Source organism: Flaviflexus salsibiostraticola (genome assembly GCF_003952265.1).
Lineage (GTDB): Bacteria > Actinomycetota > Actinomycetes > Actinomycetales > Actinomycetaceae > Flaviflexus > Flaviflexus salsibiostraticola.
In genome coordinates, this window is the sequence record NZ_CP034438.1 from 2560605 (window position 1) to 2586268 (window position 25664).

Annotated in this window: 24 protein-coding genes and 1 pseudogene; 22 read left to right on the plus strand and 3 right to left on the minus strand. The window is 65.4% G+C overall.

Annotation, left to right across the window (positions count from 1 at the left end; genetic code table 11):
• On the plus strand, positions 1 to 1251 hold the full coding sequence (locus EJO69_RS11955; RefSeq protein ID WP_126042121.1) for an NAD(P)/FAD-dependent oxidoreductase: 1251 nt from the start codon (positions 1 to 3) through the stop codon (positions 1249 to 1251).
• A 110-nt stretch (positions 1252 to 1361) separates the two neighbouring features.
• Here the strand turns inward: EJO69_RS11955 and EJO69_RS11960 are convergent, their stop codons facing one another.
• Both EJO69_RS11960 and EJO69_RS11965 read right to left on the minus strand, forming a co-directional pair.
• Entirely contained in the window at positions 1362 to 2699 is a 1338-nt protein-coding gene (locus tag EJO69_RS11960; protein ID WP_126042123.1) for a family 4 glycosyl hydrolase, read from the minus strand.
• Positions 2696 to 3436, minus strand: coding sequence for a DeoR/GlpR family DNA-binding transcription regulator (locus EJO69_RS11965; RefSeq protein ID WP_164519966.1), 741 nt, complete (start codon positions 3434 to 3436; stop codon positions 2696 to 2698). Before EJO69_RS11965 ends, EJO69_RS11960 begins: the two co-directional genes overlap by 4 nt.
• A gap of 90 nt (positions 3437 to 3526) precedes the next feature.
• Between EJO69_RS11965 and EJO69_RS11970 the strand changes: the two genes are divergently transcribed.
• From EJO69_RS11970 to EJO69_RS12015, 10 genes and pseudogenes are all read left to right on the plus strand, one after another.
• A complete protein-coding gene (locus EJO69_RS11970; protein WP_126042127.1) occupies positions 3527 to 4519 on the plus strand; it encodes a carbohydrate kinase family protein in 993 nt (330 codons plus the stop codon).
• 24 nt (positions 4520 to 4543) lie between these two features.
• Positions 4544 to 5893: an ABC transporter substrate-binding protein gene (locus EJO69_RS11975; RefSeq protein ID WP_126042129.1), complete on the plus strand. Its 1350-nt coding sequence runs from the start codon at positions 4544 to 4546 to the stop codon at positions 5891 to 5893.
• Positions 5893 to 6831 carry a carbohydrate ABC transporter permease gene (locus EJO69_RS11980; protein WP_126042130.1) on the plus strand — a complete coding sequence of 313 codons (939 nt, stop codon included), beginning with the start codon at positions 5893 to 5895 and terminating at the stop codon, positions 6829 to 6831. Before EJO69_RS11975 ends, EJO69_RS11980 begins: the two co-directional genes overlap by 1 nt.
• Positions 6828 to 7634, plus strand: a complete 807-nt coding sequence (locus EJO69_RS11985) for a carbohydrate ABC transporter permease (RefSeq protein ID WP_126042132.1) — start codon at positions 6828 to 6830, stop codon at positions 7632 to 7634. Before EJO69_RS11980 ends, EJO69_RS11985 begins: the two co-directional genes overlap by 4 nt.
• A 235-nt stretch (positions 7635 to 7869) precedes the next feature.
• Positions 7870 to 11556 carry a sugar-binding protein gene (locus tag EJO69_RS11990; RefSeq protein WP_164519967.1) on the plus strand — a complete coding sequence of 1229 codons (3687 nt, stop codon included), beginning with the start codon at positions 7870 to 7872 and terminating at the stop codon, positions 11554 to 11556.
• Positions 11557 to 11980: 424 nt separating this feature from the next.
• A complete protein-coding gene (locus tag EJO69_RS11995; protein ID WP_126042136.1) occupies positions 11981 to 12943 on the plus strand; it encodes a sugar ABC transporter substrate-binding protein in 963 nt (320 codons plus the stop codon).
• 60 nt (positions 12944 to 13003) lie between these two features.
• Positions 13004 to 14512, plus strand: a complete 1509-nt coding sequence (locus tag EJO69_RS12000; RefSeq protein WP_126042138.1) for a sugar ABC transporter ATP-binding protein — start codon at positions 13004 to 13006, stop codon at positions 14510 to 14512.
• Complete coding sequence (locus EJO69_RS12005) at positions 14509 to 15510, plus strand: ABC transporter permease (RefSeq protein WP_126042140.1); 1002 nt, start codon at positions 14509 to 14511, stop codon at positions 15508 to 15510. Before EJO69_RS12000 ends, EJO69_RS12005 begins: the two co-directional genes overlap by 4 nt.
• Positions 15511 to 15576: 66 nt before the next feature.
• Positions 15577 to 16233: an HAD family hydrolase gene (locus EJO69_RS12010; protein ID WP_164519968.1), complete on the plus strand. Its 657-nt coding sequence runs from the start codon at positions 15577 to 15579 to the stop codon at positions 16231 to 16233.
• Between the two features lie 197 nt (positions 16234 to 16430).
• Positions 16431 to 17939 (plus strand): annotated as a pseudogene (locus tag EJO69_RS12015) (SulP family inorganic anion transporter); the annotation flags it as partial.
• Positions 17940 to 18081: 142 nt separating this feature from the next.
• Here EJO69_RS12015 and EJO69_RS12640 read toward each other — a convergent pair.
• A complete protein-coding gene (locus EJO69_RS12640; protein WP_126042146.1) occupies positions 18082 to 19467 on the minus strand; it encodes a uracil-xanthine permease family protein in 1386 nt (461 codons plus the stop codon).
• Between the two features lie 165 nt (positions 19468 to 19632).
• On the opposite strand from EJO69_RS12640, the gene EJO69_RS12025 reads away from it, so the two are divergent.
• The 11 genes from EJO69_RS12025 (at position 19633) to rpmC (ending at position 25663) form a co-directional block, all read left to right on the plus strand.
• Entirely contained in the window at positions 19633 to 20367 is a 735-nt protein-coding gene (locus tag EJO69_RS12025) for a helix-turn-helix transcriptional regulator (RefSeq protein WP_126042148.1), read from the plus strand.
• Positions 20368 to 20733: 366 nt separating this feature from the next.
• Positions 20734 to 21042: a 30S ribosomal protein S10 gene (rpsJ, locus tag EJO69_RS12030; RefSeq protein WP_126042150.1), complete on the plus strand. Its 309-nt coding sequence runs from the start codon at positions 20734 to 20736 to the stop codon at positions 21040 to 21042.
• Between the two features lie 8 nt (positions 21043 to 21050).
• Positions 21051 to 21716 carry a 50S ribosomal protein L3 gene (gene rplC / locus EJO69_RS12035; RefSeq protein WP_126042152.1) on the plus strand — a complete coding sequence of 222 codons (666 nt, stop codon included), beginning with the start codon at positions 21051 to 21053 and terminating at the stop codon, positions 21714 to 21716.
• A gap of 2 nt (positions 21717 to 21718) precedes the next feature.
• Positions 21719 to 22363, plus strand: coding sequence for a 50S ribosomal protein L4 (gene rplD / locus EJO69_RS12040; protein ID WP_211331449.1), 645 nt, complete (start codon positions 21719 to 21721; stop codon positions 22361 to 22363).
• On the plus strand, positions 22360 to 22659 hold the full coding sequence (rplW, locus tag EJO69_RS12045) for a 50S ribosomal protein L23 (RefSeq protein ID WP_126042155.1): 300 nt from the start codon (positions 22360 to 22362) through the stop codon (positions 22657 to 22659). The genes rplD and rplW overlap by 4 nt, the downstream gene beginning before the upstream one ends.
• 29 nt (positions 22660 to 22688) lie before the next feature.
• Positions 22689 to 23525, plus strand: a complete 837-nt coding sequence (gene rplB / locus EJO69_RS12050) for a 50S ribosomal protein L2 (protein ID WP_126042157.1) — start codon at positions 22689 to 22691, stop codon at positions 23523 to 23525.
• A 15-nt stretch (positions 23526 to 23540) separates the two neighbouring features.
• On the plus strand, positions 23541 to 23822 hold the full coding sequence (gene rpsS, locus EJO69_RS12055) for a 30S ribosomal protein S19 (protein WP_126042159.1): 282 nt from the start codon (positions 23541 to 23543) through the stop codon (positions 23820 to 23822).
• Positions 23823 to 23857: 35 nt separating this feature from the next.
• Positions 23858 to 24235, plus strand: a complete 378-nt coding sequence (gene rplV, locus EJO69_RS12060; RefSeq protein ID WP_126042161.1) for a 50S ribosomal protein L22 — start codon at positions 23858 to 23860, stop codon at positions 24233 to 24235.
• Complete coding sequence (gene rpsC, locus EJO69_RS12065) at positions 24235 to 25005, plus strand: 30S ribosomal protein S3 (RefSeq protein WP_126042163.1); 771 nt, start codon at positions 24235 to 24237, stop codon at positions 25003 to 25005. Before rplV ends, rpsC begins: the two co-directional genes overlap by 1 nt.
• Entirely contained in the window at positions 25005 to 25424 is a 420-nt protein-coding gene (gene rplP, locus EJO69_RS12070) for a 50S ribosomal protein L16 (protein ID WP_126042165.1), read from the plus strand. The genes rpsC and rplP overlap by 1 nt, the downstream gene beginning before the upstream one ends.
• On the plus strand, positions 25424 to 25663 hold the full coding sequence (rpmC, locus tag EJO69_RS12075; protein ID WP_126042167.1) for a 50S ribosomal protein L29: 240 nt from the start codon (positions 25424 to 25426) through the stop codon (positions 25661 to 25663). The genes rplP and rpmC overlap by 1 nt, the downstream gene beginning before the upstream one ends.
• The last annotated feature ends 1 nt before the right edge of the window (position 25664 follow it).

Below are 25664 nucleotides of genomic sequence, written 5' to 3' on the forward strand. Positions count from 1 at the left end.
ATGTCCTACACGACGACCCTCACCCCCTCCGTGCTCATCGTCGGCGCAGGACCTGCCGGGCTCACCGCGGCGGCCGAGCTGGCCAGGTCGACAGATGTCCTCGTTGTCGATCGGGAGAAGACCGCCGGCGGCATCCCCCGCCACTCCGATCACCCGGGCTATGGCATGAGAGACAGGAAGTCTTTCATGACCGGACCGGCGTACGCCCGCAGGCTCGTCGCCGAGGCGGAGAAGGCCGGGGCGCAGATCATGACACGCACCCAGGTGACCGGCTATGCGGACGATGGTGGGCTCGAGGCGACCAGCCCCGAGGGCAGGATTCTCATCCGGCCCCGGGCGACGATCCTCGCGACGGGCGCACGAGAACGCCCGCGCATGGCCCGCCGGATCCCCGGTGACCGTCCGGCGGGGGTCCTGACGACCGGCCAGCTGCAGAATATGGTCCATCTCCATGGGGAAAGGTTGAGCGGCCGAGCCGTCATCATCGGTGGCGAGCTCGTCTCGTGGTCGGCCGCACTCACGCTCAAGGAGGCCGGCGCCAAGCCGGTCGCCCTCGTCACCGAACATCCCACGAGCGAGTCGTACCGGGTGTTCCGCGGGCCGGGCAGGCTCCTCTTCGGCACGAGGGTCGTCACACGTTCGAAGGTCGTCCGGGTCATCGGCAGGGGCCGGGTGACCGGAGTCGAGATCGAGGATCTGGACAGCGGACGCCGCTCCGTCATCGACGCCGACTGGGTCGTCTTCACAGGCGACTGGGTGCCCGATCACGAGCTGGCAAGGATGGCGGGTCTGGATATGGATCCGGCCGCGAAGTCTCCAAGGGTCGACGCCGGCCTGCGCACGTCGAAGGACGGAGTGTTCGCCATCGGCAACCTTCTCCACCCGGTCGAGACGGCCGATGTCGCCGCGCTCGATGGGAAGCACGTGGCCGCCCAGGTCCTCGCCCACCTCGGGGGAGGGCGGGCACCCACGGCGGGAGTGGCTCTTGTCGTCGAGAGCCCGCTTCGGTGGGTGAGCCCGAACATCATCCGGCCCGGTGATGTCGGTCCCGCGAGGAACAGGCTCCTGTTCTGGGTCGACCGCTACGTCGCACGGCCCGCCGTCGAGGCGCGTCAGGGCGGGGTCATCGGCTCAGTCAGGCTCGCCTGGCCCGCCGCGCCCGGCAGGGTCTTCCGCGTTCCGGCGAGCATTCTCGACCGTGTCGACTACTCGGCCGGTCCCGTCACTCTCTCCATCGTCAACGCCGAGTGATGGCCTGAGTCTGGGCCGACGAGCTGCAGCGCCCGTCGACACGCGTGTCGACCGCTCGTGTGGGATCGAATGAGGGAGGGCCGGAGACACTGTCTCCGGCCCTCCCTCGTCTAGGCGTTGAACGTTCTCTCGATGTCGGGGTTCTTGTCGATGTAGGCAGTAAGAACATCCTTGGCGATGCCGATCGAGTCGACGAGCGGATGGGAGGCGATGGCCCGCCACGCGAGGGTCCTATCGCCGGAGAGCGAGGCGTCGATGACGAGCTCTTCGCAGGCCTTGACCTGGGTGACCAGTCCGAGCTCGGGCCCGGTGAGCGGCGCCTGGTTGAGGGGGTGGATGCCGGAGGAGTCGACCGTGCACGGCACCTCGATGACGGCGTCCTCGCGGAGCTGCGGGATGAGGAGCGAGGGCGCGTCGCTGTTCGCGACGCCGAGGATCATCCGTGCCGGGACACCGGTGGCGAGGGCGGTCATGAGCTCGAGAGCGACATGCTCGTAGCCGCCGCCCATGTCCTCCTCGCGCCGGACCTCCCCCTCGTCGCGCGATTCCGCCATGTAGGTGGCCTCGCGCTCGTCGTGCGTACGCGTCCACAGCTCCCCGGCGAGGTGGGGGTCCGCTGCGGCCGCACTGTAGAAGGCGCCCTGCTGCTGCTGGAGGAACTCCCCGCGGGTCTGGCCGACCGAGATCTTCTCGACCGACTCTCGGTTGAAATAGTAGTAGTACAGATACTCGTTGGGGATCATGCCGATGGCCCGGACCCAGTCGAGGCCGACGGTCCGCGCCTCCTCGAGGCGGTCGAGACGATCGTCGTCGGCAATGATCCCGGGAAGAAGATCGACGCCCTCATGGCTGAGCGACCGGAGCCAGCCGAGGTGGTTGAGCCCGATGTAGTCGTAGTCGATGTCGCTCTCGGCGTGGCCGGCGATGCCGGAGGCGCGACGGACGAGACCGATTGGAGTGTCGCAGATGCCGACGACACGGGGGTGAACCGTCCGCATCGCCTGCGTGATGATGCCGGCGGGGTTGGTGAAGTTGATGACCCACGCCTCCGGGGCGTGGGTCCGCACCGTCCGTGCGAGCCTCATCGCCTCGGGGATCGTGCGGAACGCATAAGCGTATCCGCCGGGGCCGACGGTCTCCTGCCCGAGGAGCCCGCGAGCGAGAGCCTCCCGCTCGTCGATGACGCGGCCGCTCGTGCCGCCGATCCGCATGGCGGAGAAGATGAAGTCGGATCCGCGCACCGCATCGACCATGTCCGTCGTCGTCGTGATGGCGGGGAGGTTCCTATAGCCGAGCTGATCGACGACGTCCTTCATGACCGCCAGGCGCTCGGGGGAGAGGTCGTAGAGGCACACCTCGGTGAGGTGAAGCGGCAGCTCCGGGTTGGCGAGCACGCTGAGAATCTGGGGGACGCGGAACCCGCCGCCGCCGACGATGAGAAGTTTCATGGATGGATCACCTGTACGCCTGAAGAACGGATGGAGTCGATGAGGGGGCCGGTCGCGGTTGTGATGACGCCATCGAAATCCGTGACCGGACAGATCTGAAGAATACCGGAACCGGGGAACTTATCCGGGCTCGCGACAAGGTAGGCCGTCGTCGAGTTCTCGAGGATCGAATGCTTGATCGGCACCTCCGTGCCGGTCGAGTCCATGACGATGAGATCGTCGCGCACGCCAGACGTTCCGAGGAAGGCGATGTCGGCGCGCAGCTGGGCAAGCGCCTGTGCCGTGAGGGAGCCGACCATCGACAGGTAGGAGGCTCGAACGACACCGCCGAGGACGACGAGCTCGGTCGCGGGGGAGTCGCGGAGGATGTCGACGACGGCGAGGGAGGCCGTGAGAACGGTGATCCGCCGGCCGTGAAGGGCCTCGGCGACGGCTGCTGTCGTCGTGCCGATGTCAATGAGGACGATATCCCCATCCTTGACGAGGGCAGCGGCCCGCTGTCCGATCGCAAGCTTGTCGGCCGCGGCTTTCGTGACGATCTGGGCGAAGGTGCGTGTATCTGCATCGATCGTTCCACCCCGCACCCGCTGGAGCATACCCTGGCCATCGAGGAAGTCGAGGTCGCGCCGGATGGTCGATTTCGACACGTGGTAGCGCTCCGACAGGGACACGACATCGAGTCCCCCGGATTGGCGCACCTCCTCGAGAATGCGCCTCCTGCGTTCGGCGGGGAGCATACCGATGAGCATAGTGAAAGGTGCAAACGCGCACAAGCGCGCATGATGTATCACTTGCGCTCATGACGCCGATCCATTTAGGCTTCGACCATGGGTCACGTCACACACCGTCGTGGAAAGCCGACCGTCTATGTTGCCGGCTCGCTGTTCCTCGACATTGTCATGTGCGGACTGGAGCATGCACCGCGCGCCGGCGAGGAGCAGTGGGTGGGCGGCAGCGGCGTCATGCCGGGCGGCGTGGCCAACCAGGCGGTCGCATGCGCGCGCCTCGGACTCAACTCAGCCCTCATCACCTACCTCGGCCTCGACCGGCCGGGTTCCTGGGTGCGGGAGATGCTGTCCGACGAGAACGTCGACATCTCCTTCGCGGAGGACACGGACCGGCAGAACATCACGGTCTCCCTCGTCCTCGAGGGTGACCGGGCCTTCACCACCCACGGCAATGAGGATGTCCCGCTGCCGCCGGCGGACCTGGCTCCCCCGACGATCTTCATCGCCTCCCTTCCCTATCTCCTGCGGGCGGAGGAGCAGATCGCGGCATGGCGCGCGGCGGGAACGATCGTCATCGCCGACACGGGCTGGGATGCGACGGGCGAATGGCCCCACGAGCATCTTGAGGCATTGAAGTCGGCCGATGTGTTCGTTCCCAACTGTGCCGAGGCCCAGCACTACACCCGGACTCTGACGATCGAGGACGCCGTGGTCGCACTCTCCGCCTACGTCCCCACGGTCGTTGTGACATGCGGGGCGCAGGGCGTTCACGTCGCACGGCGCGATGGCGATAGCATTGCCGACATGGTGTTTCCAGCGGTCGAGGTCGACGCCATCGACACGACGGGTGCGGGCGATGCGTTCAGCGCGGGCCTTGCGGCCGGCCTGTCGGTCGGTGCGCCGCTGACAGATGCCGTCCACCTCGGCCAGTGCGCCGCAGCGTGGACCGTGTGCAGGATCGGCGGATCCTCCGCCGCGCCGACCCTTGCCGAGCTCGTCGATTGGGTGGAGTCCGATGAGGACCTGCATGTGCAGGTGGGAGAGTCCGTCCGCAGGATCCAAGCAGAACTAGACAATGTCACGGCGCAATGATGCGTACAACGGAAGGAAGTACCGATGAGAACGAGCGCGAAGTTCGTGGGACTCGGGGCGGCGGCGCTCCTGGTCCTCACGGCATGCAATCCCTCTGCCGAGGAGGACGAGGCGACCACAGGAGGCGGTGAGGACACCGCGGCCGAGGTCTCGACCGACATCTCCGAGGCGCCCGAGCAGACTCTGGTCGTCTGGGATCAGGAGATCCGCGGCGGCCAGAACGAGCAGATGGAGCGCCTCAACGAGGCGTTCATGGACAAGTACCCGAACATCACAATCGAGCGTAATTCGCAGTCCTTCGAGGACCTGCAGACGACCCTCCGTCTCGCCCTCTCGGGTGCCGACGCGCCGGACGTCGTCCAGGCGAACAACGCTCGGGCGATGATGGGACAGTTCGTCTCCTCCGGCCAGATCCAGTGCCTCGATGACTACGCAGAGGCGTACGGCTGGGAGGATCGCTTCGGCGACATCCTCGACTACTCCTCCTACTCGGATGACGCGACGACGTTCGGTGAGGGCTGTGTGTACGGCCTGCCCCAGGTCGGCGAGGTCGTCGGGATCTACTACTCGGAGTCGAAGCTCGAGGAGCTCGGGCTCGAGTACCCGCAGAACTGGACAGAGCTCGAGGAGCAGCTGCCACGGATCGTCGAGGCGGGTGAGGTTCCGCTCGTGCTCGGCAATATCGACAAGTGGCCCGCCATCCACGTGTTTGGTGCGATCCAGGGCCAGCATGTCGATGCCGAGGAGATCCGCACGCTCGGCTTCGGCAACCCCGGCGGCTCGTGGGAGACCGATGGCAACGAGGCCGCCGCGGCACAGCTGCAGGACTGGGTGACAGAGGGCTACTTCAACGACGGCGTCAACGGTGCCGACTACGACCAGGTGTGGCAGGACTTCGCCAACGGTGAGGGCGTTTACCTCATCGCGGGCTCGTGGCTCGCGGCCGACCTCAACGACGCGATGGGCGACGACGTCCACTTCGCGCTCCCGCCGAGCGACGGCCCCACGACGACGGGTGGCACCGGCCTTCCGTTCTCCGTGACATCCGCCGCCGAGGATGTCGATGTCGCAGCGGCCTACATCGACTTCATCACCTCCGATGAGGCGATGGAGATCCTCGCCGAGACAGGCAACGTGCCGGTCCTCAACGCGGCTGACTTCGCGGGCGACGCCGACCAGGTCGTCGGTGACGTCATGACCGCATTCGACGAGCTCATCGCCTCCGGCAACATCGTCCCCTACCTCGACTGGGCGACGGCGACGATGGACCAGGTGCTCGGCGACGCACTGCAGAACCTTATCGCGGGCAACTCGACTCCCGAGGAGTTCACACAGACCGTCGAATCGGCCTACGCCGAGGCGACGAACGAATAATGGTCGCTGTTCCCGAGGTCTCCGGCGCCGCTGATGTCAGCGGCGCCGGTCCTCGGCGCAGGCAGCGGACGAAGCGTCGCACGAGAATTGTCACGACGATCGCGCTGCTCGCCCTGCCGACGATCGTCTACAGCGCCTTCATCATCTACCCGGTCATCCGGGTCATCGGCCTCTCCCTGTGGCACTGGGATGGTCTGGGTCCAGCGACGTGGGCTGGCTTCGATAACTACGCTGCGATCTGGGAGGACGATCGGCTGAGGGCCGCATTCCTCCACGGTCTCGTCCTCATCTTCTTCTTCGCGGTCGTCCCCATCCTCATCGGCCTCCCGCTCGCCTCGATGCTCATCCGCTCGAAGGTGCCCGGGTTAGGCTTCTTCCGCACCGTCGTGTTCCTCCCGCAGGTCATCGCCATGGTTGTCCTCGCGGTCGCGTGGCGCAACATCTATGCACTCGACGGTCCGATCAACACCGTCCTCGGCTGGTTCGGGATGAGGATGAGCGAACCCTTCCTCGGCAGCTTCACGTGGGCGCTGCCGGCGGTTGGCTTCATCGGCACATGGGTGTCGACGGGCCTTGTCACGGTCCTCCTCATGTCCGGCATCGCCCGCGTCTCTGAGTCTTACTATGAGGCCGCGACGATCGACGGAGTCGGCCCGCTCGGCAAGTTCTGGTACATCACCCTGCCGGCAGTACGGGCGGAGATCCTCGTCTCGATCACACTGACGACCATCAACGCACTCAAGACCTTCGACCTTGTCTACATGACGACGTCCGGCGGTCCGGGGACGTCGACGACCGTCCCGGCCTACGAGGTCTACTACCAGGCGTTCCGCGCCGGCAGCGTGGGAACGGCATCGGCGCTCGCGGTCGTCCTCACGCTCCTCATCTTCGGCATCAATGTCGTCGTCAACGTCCTCGGCGAAAGGGAGCGGCGATGATGACTCGCAACGAGCGGCTCGTCTCGTTCCTCGTCCTCGCGATCTTTGCGATCGGCTCGCTGTACCCGATCGTCTCGGTCTTCATCCGGTCGCTCGATTCGACGATCGCCACGGACGATTCCTGGGGCCACTTCGAGAACTACGCGACCGCATGGGACGACGGGAACTTCTCGCACTACATGAGGAACTCCGTCCTCATCGCCCTGCTCGTCGTCTCGACGGCGCTCGTGCTGTCCGTCATGACCGGCTACGTCCTCGGCGTCATCCGCCCCAAGGGCGGCAACATCATCTTCTTCACCTTCCTCGCCGGCATGATGGTGCCCTCGGAAGCCCTCGTCATACCGCTGTTCTTCGATCTGCGCGATCTCGGCCTGACGGACACGATATGGGCGGTGGCGTTCCCTCAGATCGCCCAATCCCTGGCCTTCGGCACGTTCTGGATGAGGGCGTACTTCCGGAACGTCAATCCCTCCGTCATCGATGCCGCTCGGATCGACGGCGCGAGCGAATGGCAGGTGCTGTGGCGGGTCCTCATCCCGATGGGCCGCCCCGCCATCACCACCCAGCTCATGATCACTTTCATGTGGACGTGGAACGACTTCCTCATCCCGCTCGTCATGTCGCCCACCGGGAAGTTCCGAACGGCGCCGATGAGCCTTGCGTTCTTCGAGACCGCACACACCTCGTCGGCGGTGCTCATGGCGGCAGCCGCGGTCCTTGTGGCGGCACCGATGGTCATCCTCTACGTCTTCCTCCAGAAATACTTCATCGCAGGCATGACTGAAGGCGCGGTCAAGGAGTAGGCGGCATGGCGCCATCTGGATCGTCGGGATGCTGATCCTGCGAACCGGCTGCGCCACCTGGTTGCCACCGTGCCTGAAAGTGGATCCTTGTGGAGTTTGTTGCGTCCGCCGTGACCGAATTGTCCCAGTTTCTTCCATGTGTGAGCACATCCCCTTACGCTTGGACTGCACCGATGTGTTCTACGGCATAGAAGTCGAATCCAAACTAGTGGTGTGGCCGCTTCGAGGAGGAAGCATGAAGCGAAAACTGGGACTGGCGATGGTGGCCATCGCAGGCCTTCTGGCTCCCACGGTCGCGAGCGCGGACGATGGGGCCAGTGCCGACGAGAGACTGACCATCCAGGAGGGGACCCGCTCATCCGGGCAGCCGGCATCGAAGCTCGATGTCCTGGGAGTGTGGTCCCATCCTGACGATGACGCTGGGATCATCGCTCCGTGTGGAGTATGGGGCCAAGAGGCCGACATTGACTGCGGCATCATGTTGACGACGAGGGGCGAGGGCGGATCCAACTCCGTTGGGCCTGAAGCGGGACCTGACCTCGGGCTTCGCCGTGAGAACGAAGATCGCGCCTCGCACGTCCGTGCCGGCACGGTCGACATGTACTACCTCGACCGGGTCGACTTCTTCTACAACACGTCGTCGCCGCTCACAGAGCAGGCGTGGGACGGGGACGAAGTGCTGCGACGCGCCACGCGCGTGATCCGCGAGACGCAACCAGAGATTCTCGTGTCCTGGACTGCCGCTCCGTCGGGCCACGGCAACCATCAGTATGCGTCGCGGCTGGCGTTCGATGCGGCCGAGGCGGCCGCTGACCCCGCCATGTTCCCCGAGCAGCTGACGGGAACCGACGCCACAGAGACATGGCAGGTGAAGAAGATCGCCCAGCAGCAGTGGCGCGCACCCGCGGGCACGGGCATCACGACCGACGCTCAGCACTGCCTCGCGAACTACGAGCCCGCCAACCCGAATGGTTACACCACCCATGGCACCTGGACCGGCTACGAGTCCCCGTACGAGTGGGTTGAGGGCAACACCGCGGGGGTAGAAGCGGGCACGAAGAAGACGTGGGCACAGGTTGGCCGAGAGGATGGCCAGCTCCATGCCACGCAGGCGAGGACGATGGTGAAGAACCAGGTCGATCCAGGCTGTGTCACGTACGTGATTCCGAAGTCGTGGGTTCCGATGCAGGAGCTCGGCACTGAGTCGGCAGGCAACGACCTCGCCCTCCATTACGGCTCCTCCCTGCAGGATCCAGGCGGTCTGCCTCTCGGCACGATCTACGCCACGGATGCTCCGGAGTACTTTGTTGCCCCAGGAGAGACACGCACGATTACCCTCACCATCGCAGCCGGCACCGAGTCGACCCCGGCGGGCACCGCCTCGGTCGAGGTTCCTGCGGGATGGTCCGTTGACGGGACTCAGAGCATTCCCGCTCTCAGTCCGGGTCAGGATGTGTCTGTCGATTTCGCGGTGACCGCGCCGACCGACGCCGACCTGGGCGCCGTGCGCTTCCCCGTCCGCTTCGTCTCCGGCGACATCACGGCCTACAACGAGGCTCACCTCAAGGTGACGGCACCCGTTGATGGTCGGTTCGCCCGCTGGGGCAACTTCCTCGACTACGAGGAGTGGCTCGAGGGCTCTCGCGACTGGGCCGATGGCCTCTCGCCCGCCATCGATCAGATCGGTGCCGGCGAGACCAGGACCATCGACGTTGACGTGACCAACCGGACGACCGAGCCGGTGTCCGGCCAGGTCGATTTCGACGCCCCCGAGGGCTTCGAGCTCGCCGAGGACTCCGTGGCTTTCAATGCCATTCCCGCGGGGGAGACCGAGACCGTCAGCGTCCTGCTCACGCACACTGATCCGAATGCCCTGGGTGGCACCATCGAGACCGTCACGGCCACGACCACGTCCGGATCCTCCGTCTCGACGGAGGATCTCAACCTCTACGTCGTCCCCACCGTTGTCATCCCCGAACTCGACTCCGCTCCGGCGATCGACGCGGCGGGCGACGAATACACGACCGCCATCGACATCTCGCGCCTCTGGGAGGGTCCCGAGTGCGAGAACGATGTCGACTGCGGAGGTGACTCGACGGCCAAGTTGGGCTGGCATGATGACGCCCTCTACATGTGGATCGACGTTGTCGATGACACCGCCTCGGGTGCAGTGACGCCTGACCGCTGCTTCGGTCACTGGCTCGTCGATTCGGTCGAGGTCCTGCTGGACCCCAGCGGATCGTCGCTCGACACGTCGACGACCTTCAAGCTCGGCGTCTTCCCCTTCACAGATGACCCGGACGACTTCGGCGGCACCGGCGTCAACGGGCCGTGCTGGACGAGGGACGCCGACAACCACCAGGGATTCTCATCTGGTCCCCTCTCCATCGGCAACGCCGAGGGTGTCGAGGTGGCCGTCGACGTCGAGCGCGGCGAGAACAACACCTACGTGGAAGGCCGCTACCAGATCGAGGTCAAGATCCCGATGGATGTCCTCCCTGCCGCCACCGGCCCGACCTCGGCCGCGCCGACGGGCGATGCGGCGACGAACGAGGCCGATCCGGACTACATGGGGATGAACATCACCCCGTACGACACGGACCGCCAGGACTTCGTGGGCCAGACCAGGCTCGCGTGGTCCCCGTTCGGCTCGCAGCAGTCAGAGCCGTACCGCTGGGGTCACGCGTACCTCGACGGCTACGCACCCCCTGAGGGCCGTTCGCCTGAGTCCGATGATCCGGTCATCCCGAACACGGCACTCCAGGGTGCTGAGTCCCCGCAGACCGTCTACCAGTCCGCCACGTATGGCGACACGATTGCGGGCCTGCAGCCCAATGCGACTGTGGAGGCTACCCCGTCATTCTCCGGCGACAGCCTCGATATCGCCCTTGAGAACGCAGGCGACGGCACTGTCCGCGCCTTCCTCTGGCAGGGTGATCCTCGGTACGTGCCGGTGTGGACGAGCTCGTGTGAATACTCTGAGTTCGGCAGCGATGCGTGTTCAGATGCAGATGGTCAGGCGCGGGCCTGGGCGCCGGACATGAACGGCAGGCTGCTCGCCACGGGCGAGGCGGTAGGCGCCGACTCGCTCAGTCTCGACCTGTCCGGCGTTGCCGTGGACACCGATGAGGAGGTCTACCTCCTCGTCTCGTACGCCGGTGTCGGTGACGTTGAAGCGTGGTCGTTCCCGATCACTGCCGCAGCGGAACCCGTCGACCCGGTTGCGCCGGCCACCGGCAACCTCTTCTTCATCTCCAACACCTGGGACTCGACGGTCGCCGATGTGACCGTCGCCTTCGGTCGCAGGGGCGATGAGGTGCTCGTGGGTGACTGGAATGGCGATGGGATCGACACGCTCGGTGTCCGTCGCGGCAACACCTTCTACCTCGACAACGCGATCAAGTCCGGCAATGCCGACATCTCCTTCAACTACGGCAGGGCTGGCGACGACGTCCTCATCGGTGATTGGGATGGCGATGGGGAGGATACGGTGGCCGTTCGTCGCGGCAACACCCACTTCGTCAACAACTCCTTCGTGGGCGGCCGCGCCGACATTGAGTTCGGCTATGGACGCGTGGCTGACGAGGCGTACGCCGGCGATTTCAACGGAGACGGGTACGACACCTTCGCGGTCCGTCGCGGAACAGAGTTCTTCGTCTCGAACGAGCTTCGTGGGGGAATCGCCGACGACGTCTTCAGGTACGGAAGGTCGGGCGATGAGGTCCTCATCGGTGACTTCGACGGGGATGAGGTCGACACGTTCGCGGTCCGTCGCGGAAACGTCTTCTTCGTCAAGAATTCGCTCGCGGGCGGCCCCGCCGATATCACCATCGCCTACGGGCGTGCGGGGGACGCCGCCTACGTCGGAGACTGGGACGGTGATGGCATCGACACTCCTGTCGTCAACCGCTACGTCCGGTAGGCTCCCTTCCCTATAGTCAACCTGGTGCTCCCCTGAACGGCTCAGTCCGTTCGGGGGAGCATCACGTCGTCCACGCAGGGGGCTGATGATCGCTGCGGTCGGTACCTGGGCCGAGCTTCGGGAGGGAAGGCCGGTTTCTAGAAGTGGCTGTCGGCCGTCAGCGACGGCCCGCGACCGAGGTCCCCTATGCCAGCCTTCTCGACTCATCTCGACTGACAAAGTTGCATTTGTCATGCATATTTCCTGCAATGATCCCGTTGCGCCGACTCGTCTGGGGGGCTACGTGCGATCAGAAACGTTGATATGGCGCGCTTTATTGTGCCATCTCATTTGCTTTTCTTAATTTGGTCTGATTGGGGGCAGGGGTTACAATTAGTCGTGCTCGCCGGACTCATGGGCGGCGACCGACAATAGGGAGAGTTACATGAAGAGAAGGCTTTTCGCCGCCCTCGGTGCGGCAGCCCTGGCGCTGTCCGCATGCAGCATGGGAGCCAGCGAGGATGCGTCCACGACCGGCGCCGACGATGACTCGATAAAGGTCGGCGTGCTCCTCAAGACGCTGTCGAGCGAGTACTGGAGCTATGTCGCGGCCGGTGTCGAGGATGCGGCCGAGGACCTGGGCGTCGATGTCCAGCTCCAGGGCCCCGCGTCCGAGACCTCCTACGACGAGCAGACCAACATGCTCGAGACGATGCTCGCCGATGATTCGATGGATGCCATCGTCGTCGCGCCGCTCCAGCCCGACTCCGTCGTCGCAGTCCTCGGAGACACCGAGAAGCCGATTCTCTTCGTCGACACCGACGCCCCCTACGAGAACAAGGTGACCTACATCGGCACCGGGAACGAAGAGGCCGCGCGTGCCGGCGGCGAAGCCGCCGCCGCGCTTGCGGGTGAGGGCGCCGAAGCCGCCTGGATCGGCGTGGTCCAGGGCAACACGACGACCGACCAGCGCGAAGCAGGTTTCGTTGCGGGCCTCGAGTCCGGCGGCGTCACCGTCACGGCCAAGCAGTATGCCGAAGGCCTCGCCGACAAGGCCGCCTCCGTCATGGAGAACATCCTCACCTCGAACCCGAACCTCACGGTCGTCGTGACCGGCAATGACGAGATGGCGTCGGGCGCGGCACGCGCTGCCCAGTCCGCCGGCCGTGAGCTCATCATCTTCGGCTTCGACGGAATCCAGGCCGGCGTCCAGAACGTCATCGACGGAACCGTCACCGGCACCGTCGCCCAGGATCCCTACGCCATGGGCTACAGGGCGGTCGAGTCGGCAGTGGCCGCCGCCCGCGGCGAGACCCTCGACGAGTTCATCGACACGGGCTCGAGGATCATCACCTCGGAGAACGCCGAGGATTACCTTGCGACCCTGCGCGAGCAGCTCGGCGAATAGACAATCCAGGGCGGGGGCGCGGGAACGACCGCGCCCCCGCCCTGAGCCGAAAGGGGACGCATGACGCCGATAGTCGAGCTGCGGGGAGTAACAAAGAAATTCCCGGGAGTGGTCGCACTGCGCGACATGGGAATTGAGATCGAGCCGGGCGAGGTCCACGGGCTGATCGGTGAGAACGGGGCCGGAAAGTCGACCCTCATCAAGGTTCTCACGGGTGTCCACCGTCCTGAGGAGGGCGAGATCTGGGTCGATGGGACCGAGCATCGGTTCTCCTCGGCCCAGCAGGCGCAGCACGCCGGGATCGCCTGTGTCTACCAGGAGCTCAACATCGTCCGGCAGGTCTCGCTCACCGACAACATCTTCCTCGGCCAGCCGATCCGGACGCGGCTCGGCCTGCTCGACTACAGGACAATGAACGCCAAGGCGACTGAGACGCTGGCAACCATGGGCATCGACGCCGACGTGACGCGCCCGGCGGGCGAGTTCGGCATGGGCGTCCTCCAGATGGTCGAGATCGCCCGCGCGCTGCTGCGGAACGCCCGCCTCATCATCATGGATGAGCCGACGTCGTCACTCGGCGAATCCGAGGTGAAGCACCTCAACCGTGTCGTCCACGACCTGCGCGATCGCGGTGTCGCGATCCTCTTCGTCTCCCACAAACTCGAGGAGCTCTTCGAGCTCTGCGATCGGGTGACGGTCCTGAGGGATGGCGAGCGGATCTTCACGGAGCCGATGGTGGGGATGACCCACGACCGCCTCATCCGTGCCATGGTCGGCCGCAGCGTTGACAGCCAGTTCCCCGAGCACCGTCCCAATCCGGGTGCCACCGCCATCAGGTTCGAGAATGTCACGTCCGTCGGCGCGCTGAAGGGCGTGAGCTTCGAGGCGCGGTACGGCGAGATCCTCGGCTTCGCCGGGCTCGTCGGCGCGGGCCGAACGGAGACGATGCGGGCGATCTTCGGCGACCTGCCCATCGACTCCGGCACCATCTACATCAACGGCAGCCCAGCCCGGATCTCCTCGCCCCAGGATGCCGTCCGGCAGGGGATCGCCTTCGTGACGGAGGATCGCAAGGGGCAGGGGCTCGTCCTCAACCAGAGCGTGGCGGACAACCTCATGATGGCCTCCTTCCGGCGGGTCGCCCCGCGGGGCTGGCTGTCTCCGGCCCGCGTCGAGACGGAGGCCGAGCGAACCATTGAGCAGCTGCGCATCAAGACGCCGGATGCGAAGAACCATGTGGGGAAGCTATCGGGCGGGAATCAGCAGAAGGTGGTCATCGGCAAGTGGATGAACTCGGATTCCGACATCTACCTGTTCGATGAGCCGACACGCGGCATCGATGTTGGTGCGAAGGTCGAGGTCTACAGCATCATGACCAGCCTCGTCGCCCAGGGGAAGTGCGTCATCATGGTCTCCTCGGAGCTGCCGGAGGTGCTGGGCATGAGCGACCGCGTCATCGTCATGCGCGGGGGAGAGGTCATGGCCGAGATCGGCCGCGGCGATCCCGACTTCAACGAGGACGACATCATGAAGGCCGCCTGGGGCAGGAAGAAAGAAGAAGCACTGTGAAGAACAGACGACTGACCGGACTGGTGAGGGCGCTTGCCCCGCTGTTCGCGCTCATTCTCCTTATCGTCATCATGAGCTCCGCGACTCCCGAGTTCGCGACGGTCAACAACTGGATGAACGTCCTGCGACAGACCGCGGTCAACGGATTCCTCGCCACCGGCATGCTCCTCACCCTCATCACGGCCGGCATTGACCTGTCCGTCGGGACCAACGCGATCCTCTCGGCGGCGGTCATGGCCTACGTCATGATCACGTTCGATGTGATGAACCCTCTTGCGCTGCTGACCATGGCCCTGCTGACCGGCACGTTCGTCGGGTTGGTCAACGGTGTACTCCTCACGAAGCTCAGGCTTCCGCACCCGTTCGTCTCGACACTCGGCATGAAGTACGTGCTGGCCGGGCTCGCGCTGTTCCTGCTCGCCACCCGCACGGTCGGCGGCTTCCCGGAGGGCGTCATGTTCCTCGGCTCGGCCGACCTGTTCAAGGGCAACGGGTTCAACGGCTTCCCCGTCTCCTTCATCGCCATGCTCATCCTCTTCGTCGCCGTTCACCTGCTGCTCAACCGAACGGCGCTCGGCAGATCGATCTATGCCGTGGGCGGCAATCTCGAGGCGACACGGCTCTCGGGAATCAACACCGACCGTGTCCTCATCTTCGTCTATGCGGCCGCGGGCTTCTGTGCGGCGATCGCGGGAATCGTCATCGTCGGACGATCCGGCGTCGCGAATCCCTCGGCGGGCATGTCCGGCAATTACGAGACGGATGCGATCGCCGCCTGCATCATCGGTGGGGCCTCCTTCACCGGCGGCAAGGGCAACGTGTGGGGGACACTCATCGGCGCCCTCATGATCTCCGTCATCCGCAATGGACTCACACTCATGAACGCCCAATCGGACGTCCAGTTCATGGTCATCGGCGCTGTCATCATCGCCGCTGTTGCGATCGATGTCCGACGGAACGCCTCCGAGGAGAAGCGCCGCCGCCTCGCCGCAGCCTGATGGGCCTTCGGCATGCGAGCCGGCGGCCTCCCTCTCCGCGGAATTCCCCTGAGTATGGTGGGGACTATGGAACTTGAGCAGCTGTGGAGCGAAGTCGGCCTGAGTCATCGGCCGGACGGTGTCCTGTGGGACATGGACGGGACTCTCATCGACACCGAGCCTGAATGGCTCGCCGCGTCGATCGAGGTCGTCGAGGAGAGCGGCGGTATCTGGCTCGCGGACGAGGACCCGCAGGCGATCCTCGGGGTATCCTCCGAGGACCACGCGACGGCCCTCGCGCGTGCCGTCACGAGGGGCACGGGTCGTCCCGCCGATCCATGGCCGCTCTTTCATCGCGTCGTCGCCGCGGTCGAGAGGCACATGAGGGACGGGTTCACTCTGATGCCGGGCGCGCTCGAGCTCATGTCGGCGTTCGCCGGTGCCGATATCCCGCAGGCCCTCGTCACGGCCTCGCCCCGCGTCCTCGTCGACGCCCTATTCGACGGAATCGACGGACACCCGTTGCGAACCGCCGTGACGGGTGACGATGACATCCCTGGCAAGCCCCACCCCGCACCGTACCTGCTCGGAGCTGAGCGCCTCGGTGTTCCAATCCAGCGCTGTCTCGGCTTCGAAGATTCCGTCACAGGTCTCGCGGCGGCGCGTGGCGCGGGAGCGGTGACCGTCTCCGTCACCGAACGCCCACTGGCGACACTCCTTCCACTTCTCGAGGTGCGATCCTGACGGAAACAGTCAGGAGTTGTAAGCAGCACACTCAGGGTAACGGTTGCGCATAACACAACTCGGCTCACTTTCACCCATCTGAGATATAATAAACGGCAGTGCCGGGTCATCGGCTTTCGGTTGGATTGAAAAGGCTTCGGTTGAATCTACGCCCCCATCTGCTCTCCCTGCTGCCGCGGACACAGGATTTCACGATCATGCGCAGCCACTGGCGGGGTGATCTGGCCGCCGGGGTGACCGTCGGCGTTGTCGCACTCCCGCTCGCGCTCGCCTTCGGGGTGTCCTCGGGCGTCGGCGCCGCCGCGGGCTTCGTCACGGCCATCATCGCCGGACTCGTCGCCACCATCTTCGGCGGCTCCAACCTTCAGGTCTCTGGACCGACGGGGGCGATGGTCGTCATCATCGCTCCGCTCGTCGCCGTCCACGGCCCCGGCGCCGTCCCGGTCCTCTCGATCCTTGCCGGCTTCCTCGTCATCCTCGGCGGGGTGCTCGGCATGGGGCGGGCGATCTCGCTCATCCCATGGCCCGTCATCGAAGGATTCACGCTCGGCATCGCGACGATCATCGCGCTCCAGCAGCTCCCCAATGCGCTCGGGGTCCCGGCCTCCACGGAGTCAAACACGCTGCTCTCGGCCATCGAGACCATTCGATCGGCGCAGTGGCCGGAGGTGGCGGCACCGCTCGCGATCACGGCCGCCACAATCCTCGTCATCGTCGCGGTCACGAAGCTCCTGCCGACCTGGCCCGCCTCCCTTCTCGCGGTCGGAGCAGCGACCATCGTCGTCGCCGTTGTCGGCATCGATACCCCGCTCATCGGCGCTCTGCCGGACAGCCTCCCCGCGCCCTTCGTCCCGACTGCGAGCCCGGCGCTCCTCGCGGAGCTCATGCCCGGGGCGGTGGCCATCGCCATCCTCGCCGGCATCGAGTCGCTCCTATCGGCCCGCGTCGCCGCGGGTATGGTCAAGGGCGAGCGATATCACCCTGACAGAGAGCTGGTCGGTCAGGGGCTCGCCTCCGTCGCGTCGGGAATGTTCGGGGGAATGCCCGCCACGGGGGCGATGGCGCGGACGGCGGTCAACATCCGCGCAGGCGGACGCACCCGACTCTCCGTCATCATCCACGCACTCTTCCTCCTCGCGGTCGTCTACCTCGCATCCGGAATCGTCTCGACCATCCCGCTCGCGGCGCTCGCCGGCGTCCTGCTGGTCACGGCCTTCAACATGATCTCGTTCGCCACGGCGCGGACGATTCTCCTGTCGACCCGGTCGGATGCACTTGTCTTCTGTCTGACGGCCGGCATCACCGTCGTCCTCGACCTCATCTGGGCGATCGGAGTCGGCGTCGCCGTCACCGGGGTCCTTGTCCTTCGCCACCTCGCACGCCAGTCCGGCGTCTATCGCGAGGACACCCCCGAGCAGCGCCGCATCGCCATCCTCCGGATCGACGGCGCCATGTTCTTCGGAGTCTCCGACCGGATCGAATCCCAGATCCCCGAGTTCGAATCGATCGATGTCGTTATCCTCCGGCTCTCGCGAGTGGGCGTCATGGACGCGACGGGCGCAAAGGCGCTCGCCGACATCGCGATCCGTCTGCGCGAGGCCGGCAACGAGGTCTTCATCAAGGGAATCGACGCCTCACTCGTCGCCCTCATCGGCGAAGTCGGCGTCATCGACACGATCGGCGGCCCCGATCATCTGTTCACGAACCTCGACGACGCGCTTGCGGAGGCGGAGAGGGTCGTCGCCGCGAAGGACGAGGAGCGCAGGCTCCTCGCGGAGGCGCGGAGCCCCGACCATCATGGAAAGAGCCTCTGCCCGGTCGGGCAGAGGCTCTTGCTGGCAGTCAGGCTCACCTGCTGCGGTTCCACCAGTGTGTGGCGTCCCTCTGGAGGGCGCCCTGTTCGAGCTCGGCGCCGCCGGGGACGGACGCGGGGGAGGGGGCCTCGAGAGAGGTCCCGCGCCTGCGGCTGATTGCCCTCATCGCGTGGTAGATGCCGATGGCGGCGAAGGAGCCGAGGGCGATGCCCTCGAACACCATGTCACCCAGGTGCCATGTGTAGTTGGCGATGGCGAGCACCATCGCGACGGCCGCAGTGTTGAGGTTGACCGGGTCGGAGAAGTCGACGCGGTTCTGGACCCAGATGCGGACGCCGAGCATGCCGATCATGCCGTACAGCACGGTTGCGGCCCCACCGAGAACCCCGGGCGGGATCGTGGCGACAAGCTGGCCGAACTTCGGGAACATCGACAGGCCGAGGGCGACGAGCGCGGCGACGACGTAGGCGGCTGTCGAGTAGACGCGGGTCGCCGCCATGACGCCGATGTTCTCGGCGTAGGTTGTCGTGCCGGAGCCGCCGCCCGATCCTGCGAGCGCGGTCGAGATGCCATCGGCGAAGAGCGCACGCCCGGTCACGTCGTCGAGGTCCCTGCCGGTCATCGCCGCCACCGACTTGACGTGGCCGACGTTCTCGGCGACGAGGACGAGGACGACGGGGATGAAGAGCCCCATGAGGCTGAGGTCGAAGGACGGTGCCCGGAAGTCGGGCACCCCGACCCAGTCCGCCGAGGAGATCGCCTGGAAGCTGACCTCGCCCTGGAGGATGGCCGCGATGTAGCCGGCGACGACACCGAGGAGGATCGAGAGGCGTCCGATGATGCCCTTGAAGAAGACGGTGATGAAGAGAATGGCGGTGACCGTGACAACGGCCGTCAGTGGTGCCTGGACAACGTTGTTCCAGGCCGCCGGTGCGAGGTTGAAGCCGATGAGCGCGACGATCGCGCCGGTGACGACGGGGGGCATGAGCCGGTCGATCCAGCGCGCTCCGGCGATGTGGACGATGAGTCCGACGGCGGCGAGGGAGAGGCCGGTGGCGATGACTCCTCCCTGGGCCAGGGAGGCGAGCTCATCATCGAGCGGCTGACCGCCGTTCGCGACATAGCCGGTCACCGCGCCGATCGGGGCGAGGAGTGCGAAGGAGGAGCCGAGGTAGCTGGGAAGCCGGCCGGAGGTGATGAGGAGGAAGAGGATGGTGCCGATGCCCGTGAAGAACAGTGTCGTCGCCGGGTCGAAGCCGGTGAGAAGCGGGACGAGGAACGTCGCCCCGAACATGGCGACAACGTGCTGCGCGCCGATCCCGACGGTCTGCGGCCATGCCAGACGCTCATCCGGCTGGACCACCTCTCCCGGTTCAATAGTCTTTCCGTCTCCGTGCAGTCGCCAGCCGAATGCGGCCATAATGCCCTCCTAAGTGATCGAGCAAAGCCTACGGCCGCCCCTGGCGAGTCCTGCCTCCTGTCCATGTGATTTCGTCCACGCGGCAGGTGTGCCACGCCAACGGTGGCCGGTGAGTGCCGAGGTCAGACGCGTGCCTTTCCCGCGTGCGGCTGGTAGGAATGATGTATGGACGCAGTCGACGAGATCCTCGCGAGGGTCATCACCGCCGGTCGCACAGGTGTGACGATCGGGGATATTGCGCGCGATCTCGGCATGGGGGACGAGGAGGTCCTCGCACTGCTGCGGCCCGTCAGTGATGACATCAGGCTCGAGGTCACCGGCAGCGGCGACACGTCGAGCCTGAGCAGCGCTCAGAACCGCGTCGCCGAGGACGTCTTCGTCTTCCCCATGGGGGAGGGCCCCTCAGACGACAAGGTCCTCGACAGGCGCGCTGAGGCGGGCAGTGTCACCCTCTCGATCAACCAGGTTCTCGGACTCCTCGAGATCCTTCGCGCGGCGCCCATGATGTCGAACGCCCTCACCGAGGTTGAGGTGCACTCCTTGGCGCAGGCGGTGCGCCAGCTTCTGCCGGGCGATCTCGCCGGGGTGATGGCGCGGTGGGACAGTGTCCGGATCCCGGGGGATCTTGAGCGGATGCGGGGGACGATGAAGGCGGTGACAACGGCGATGATCGAGGGACGCCAGGTCCATCTCGTCTACATGTCCGAGTCCTCGAGCCTGACCACGCGGGTCGTCGACCCGCTCGCCGTGCTCTCATCCAATCAGGGCATCATCCTCCACGCCTACTGCCACCTGCGCAACGATGAACGGCAGTTCCGCCTCGACCGGGTGCTCAAGGCGACGATCCTCGCAGCGCTCAACAAGAGCGTCCGCCGCTCGGAGGGCCATACCGACGACTGAGGGTGGGGACCCGCCTCCGGAGAGCGGTGTCAAGCGCTCGATTATAAGGAGTGTCACGAGGGTGACTCTTCCGCCCAGCCGGGCGAGGGGATAGGATCAATAGGTCGCTTTCTTGGAGGAGAGCACAGAACGGTGTTAACCGTGACGCACTTTCCTCAGATGTTTGCACGTCCGTGAGCATGTCTGCCACACTAGGACGGTTGCTCGAGAGAGCGTGAAGACGTATGTCAGTCCCCAAGGGCTGGCTGGTAAATAAAATGGTTCACTGGGCCAACATAGGGCTGATTGTCGCGGGCCTTCCGCGGTGAGACACTCCCGGATGCGGGTACACGTGAACACTGCGGTTAAAGAGAGGTAGACGACGCCATGGCGGGACAGAAAATCCGCATCCGGCTCAAGTCATATGACCATGAGGTCATTGATAGCGCGGCGAAGAAGCTCGTCGACGAAGTGACTCGTACCGGTGCACAGGTGGTCGGCCCGGTGCCGCTGCCGACCGAGAAGAACGTGTTCTGTGTGATCCGTTCGCCCCATAAATACAAGGACAGCCGCGACCACTTCGAGATGCGTACGCACAAGCGGCTGATCGACATCATCGATCCCACGCCGAAGACCATCGACTCGCTCCAGCAGATCGATTTCTCCGGTGATGTCAGCGTCGAGATCAAGCTCTGAGGTTCATCATGTCCAACAATACTGAAGCGGTTGCCACCGCGCCCAAGGCGCTGCTCGGCACCAAGCTCGGCATGACTCAGGTCTGGGACGAGGCAGGGCGCCTGATCCCGGTCACAGTCGTGCGAGTAGGCACCAACGTTGTCACGCAGGTGCGCACCCCCGAGGTCGACGGCTACTCCGCCATTCAGCTCGCTGTCGGCGAGCGGAAGCCGAAGAACGTCTCCAAGCCGATGCAGGGACACTTCTCTGCTGCCGGCACCACCCCCAAGCGCCATCTCGCCGAGATCCGCACCTCTGCCGCCTCGGACTTCGAGGCCGGCCAGGAGCTCACGGCCGATGTGTTCGCCGCTGGTGACCCCGTCGACGTCGTCGGCACCACCAAGGGCAAGGGCACCGCGGGCGTCATGAAGCGCCACGGCTTTGCCGGTGTCGGCGCCTCGCATGGTTCGCACCGCAACCACCGCAAGCCCGGATCGATCGGCGGAGCCTCGACCCCGTCGCGCGTCTTCCGCGGTCTGCGCATGGCCGGTCGCATGGGCAACGCCCGTCGCACCGTCCAGAACCTCACCATCCAGTCGGTTGATGCCGAGAACGGTCTGCTCCTCGTAGCAGGCGCCGTCCCGGGCAACAAGGGTGGCCTCGTCGTTATCCGCACCGCCACGAAGGGAGCCTGACCATGGCAAACCTCACCGTCGACATCCTCGACGCCGCTGGCGCGAAGTCCGGCTCGTTCGAACTCCCCGCGGAGATCTTCGACGTCGAGCTGAACATCCCCCTGATTCACCAGGTCGTCGTCGCTCAGCAGGCAGCAGCCCGCCGCGGCACCGCCGCCACGAAGACCCGTGCCGCTGTGCGCGGCGGCGGACGGAAGCCCTACAAGCAGAAGGGCACCGGCCGCGCCCGTCAGGGTTCGATTCGCGCCCCCCAGTTCGCCGGAGGCGGCGTGGTCCATGGCCCGCAGCCCCGCTCCTACGAGCAGCGCACCCCCAAGAAGATGAAGGCCGCTGCGCTTCGCTCGGCTCTGTCTGATCGTGCACGGGCTGGCCGCATCCACGTCGTCTCGGCTTTCGTCGAGGGCGACACCCCGTCCACCAAGGCTGCACTCGGTCTGCTCCAGACCGCGGCTGAGAACCGCAAGGCTCTCATCGTCATCTCCCGCGACGATGTCGTGTCGCAGAAGTCGGTCCGCAACCTCGAAGAGGCTCACGTCCTCACGGTGGAGCAGCTCAACACCTATGACGTCATGGTCTCCGACGATGTCGTCTTCACCGAGTCCGCCATCACAGCCTTCATCGGCGGCGGCCAGGAGGAGGAGAAGTGACTCTGGAACGCAAGGATCCGCGCGACATCATCATCCGCCCGATCGTCACCGAGAAGTCGTACAGGCTCGAGGATGAGGGCAAGTACGTGTTCGAGGTTGCGCCGACGTCCAACAAGACGGAGATCAAGATCGCGATCGAGAAGATCTTCGGTGTGAAGGTCGATTCGGTCAACACGATGAACCGCAAGGGCAAGACCCGCCGCACCCGTATCGGAGTCGGCAAGCGCAAGGACACCAAGCGCGCGATCATTACGCTGCGCGAGGGATCCATCGAACTTTACGGGCAGATCGGCTGAGGCCGGCAGGAAGATTGAGGATTTAACTCATGGCTATCCGCAAGTACAAGCCGACGACACCGGGTCGCCGCGGCTCGTCCGTGGCTGACTTCGCCGAGGTGACCCGCTCCGAGCCGGAGAAGTCACTCGTCCGTCCGCTCCACAAGACCGGCGGCCGCAACAACACCGGTCGCATCACGACCCGCCACAAGGGTGGCGGACACAAGCGCCAGTACCGCGTCATCGACTTCCGTCGTCATGACAAGGACGGCGTGCCGGCCACGGTCGCTCACATCGAGTACGACCCGAACCGCACCGCCCGCATCGCCCTTCTGCACTACGCGGACGGCGAGAAGCGCTACATCATCGCACCGAACCGCCTCAAGCAGGGTGACCGCATCGAGCAGGGTGCCACGGCTGATATCAAGCCGGGCAACAACCTTCCGCTGCGCAACATCCCCGTCGGCACCGTCATCCACGCAGTGGAGATGCGCCCGGGCGGCGGCGCGAAGATCGCCCGCTCCGCAGGCGCCTCGGTCCAGCTCGTCGCGAAGGAGGGTAAGAACGCTCAGCTGCGTATGCCCTCCGGCGAGATCCGGAACGTCGACGCCCGCTGCCGCGCCTCCATCGGCGAGGTCGGCAATGCCGAGCAGGCGAACATCAACTGGGGCAAGGCAGGCCGCATGAGGTGGAAGGGCGTTCGCCCCTCCGTCCGTGGCGTTGTCATGAACCCGTTCGATCACCCGCACGGCGGCGGCGAGGGCAAGACCTCCGGCGGTCGTCATCCTGTCTCCCCCTGGGGTCAGAAGGAAGGCCGTACCCGCCGCGCGAACAAGGCCAGCGACAAGCAGATCGTCCGCCGTCGCAAGTCCGGCAAGAACCGATAGGAGAGGGCGACAGCTATGCCTCGCAGTTTGAAGAAGGGCCCCTTCGTCGACGCACATCTTCAGAAGAAGGTGGACGTGCAGAACGAATCGGGCAGCAAGAACGTCATCAAGACGTGGTCCCGCCGTTCGGTTATCACGCCGGACTTCCTGGGTCACACGTTCGCAGTCCACGACGGGCGCAAGCACGTCCCGGTGTTCGTCACCGAATCCATGGTGGGTCACAAGCTCGGAGAGTTCGCTCCGACCAAGACCTTCCGTGGCCACGACAAGGACGACCGTAAGGGACGTCGCCGCTGAGGCGCGCCGCGAGCCTAGAAGAAAGTTAGGAACACATGGAAGCCAAGGCACAGGCGAAATACGTGCGTATTACGCCCATGAAGGCACGCCGTGTCGTGGACCACGTCCGCGGAATGCGTGCAGTCGACGCCGTCGACGTGCTGCGATACGCACCCCAGGCCGCTGCGGAGACCGTCCGCAAGCTCCTGGAGTCGGCGATGGCCAATGCGCGCCAGGCAGCAGACCAGGCCGGCGAGCGTTTCGACATTGATGCCCTGCACATTGTCGAGACCTTCGTTGACGAGGGCCCGACGATGAAGAGGATCCAGCCCCGCGCTCAGGGCCGGGCCAACCAGATCCTCAAGCGTACGAGCCACATCACCATTATTGTCGGCGACGAAGTTGCCGCCTCGAAGAAGGGGAGGACCCGCTAGTGGGACAAAAGGTCAACCCGACCGGGTTCCGACTCGGCATCACCACCGAACATCGTTCGCGCTGGTTCGCTGATTCGACCGTCAAGGGACAGCGTTACCAGGACTACGTCGCCGAAGATATCGCCATTCGCAACCTGATGGAGGTGGGTCTTGAGCGTGCGGGAATCTCGCGCGTCAATATCTCCCGCAAGTCGGGCCGCGTTGAGGTCGATATCCACACGGCTCGCCCCGGCATCGTCATCGGTCGCCGCGGCGCCGAGGCGGACCGCCTCAAGCAGCAGCTCGAGAAGCTGACCGGTCGCCCGGTCCAGCTCAACATCCTCGAGGTGAAGAACCCCGAGGCCGACGCCCAGCTCGTCGCGCAGGGCATCGCCGAGCAGCTTGCATCCCGCGTGTCGTTCCGTCGCGCCATGCGCAAGGGCGTTCAGTCCGCGCTCCGCTCCGGTGCGAAGGGCATCCGCGTCCAGTGCTCCGGCCGTCTCGGCGGCGCCGAGATGTCGCGCTCCGAGTTCTACCGCGAGGGTCGCGTGCCCCTGCACACGCTCCGTGCGAACATCGACTACGGCTTCCACGAGGCCAAGACGACCTTCGGCCGCATCGGTGTCAAGGTGTGGATCTACAAGGGCGACATCACCGAGGCTGAGTACCAGCGTCAGCTGACCGAAGCCCCCCGCGGCCGTGGCCGTGGCGGCGAACGTCGCGGTGCGCCCCGCCGTCCGCGTCCGACTCGGTCCGAGCAGGCCCCCCAGACCAGTCAAACGGAGGCATAATGCTGATCCCTCGCAGGACTAAGTACCGTAAGCAGCACCGTCCGACCCGTTCGGGCTACTCGAAGGGCGGCAACCAGATCGCGTTCGGCGACTACGCCATCCAGGCGCTTGAGCCGGCGTACCTGACGAACCGTCAGATCGAGGCTGCTCGTATTGCGATGACCCGTCACGTCAAGCGTGGCGGCAAGGTCTGGATCACCGTGTTCCCGGACCGCCCGCTCACCAAGAAGCCTGCTGAAGTCCGCATGGGCTCCGGTAAGGGTTCGGTTGAGTTCTGGATCGCCAACATCAAGCCGGGCAGGATTCTGTTCGAGCTCTCCGGTGTTGACGAGAACCTTGCTCGCGAGGCTATGTCTCGCGCGCAGCACAAGCTCCCGATGAAGACTCGTTTCGTTATGCGTGAAGGCGGTGACAACTGATGGCAGTAGGAACCAAGGGCCTCTTTCCCGAGGATCTGGACCAGATGACAGACGCCGAGCTCAAAGAGCGGCTCGCGGACTGCAAGGTCGAACTGTTCAACCTCCGCTTCTCCGCAGCCACAGGGCAGCTCGAGGACCACGGTCGACTCAAGGCGGTTCGCCGCGATATCGCCCGTATCTACACGATCGCCCGTGAGCGCGAGCTCAACATCCGCACCGCTCCGGCTGAGAAGAATTGAG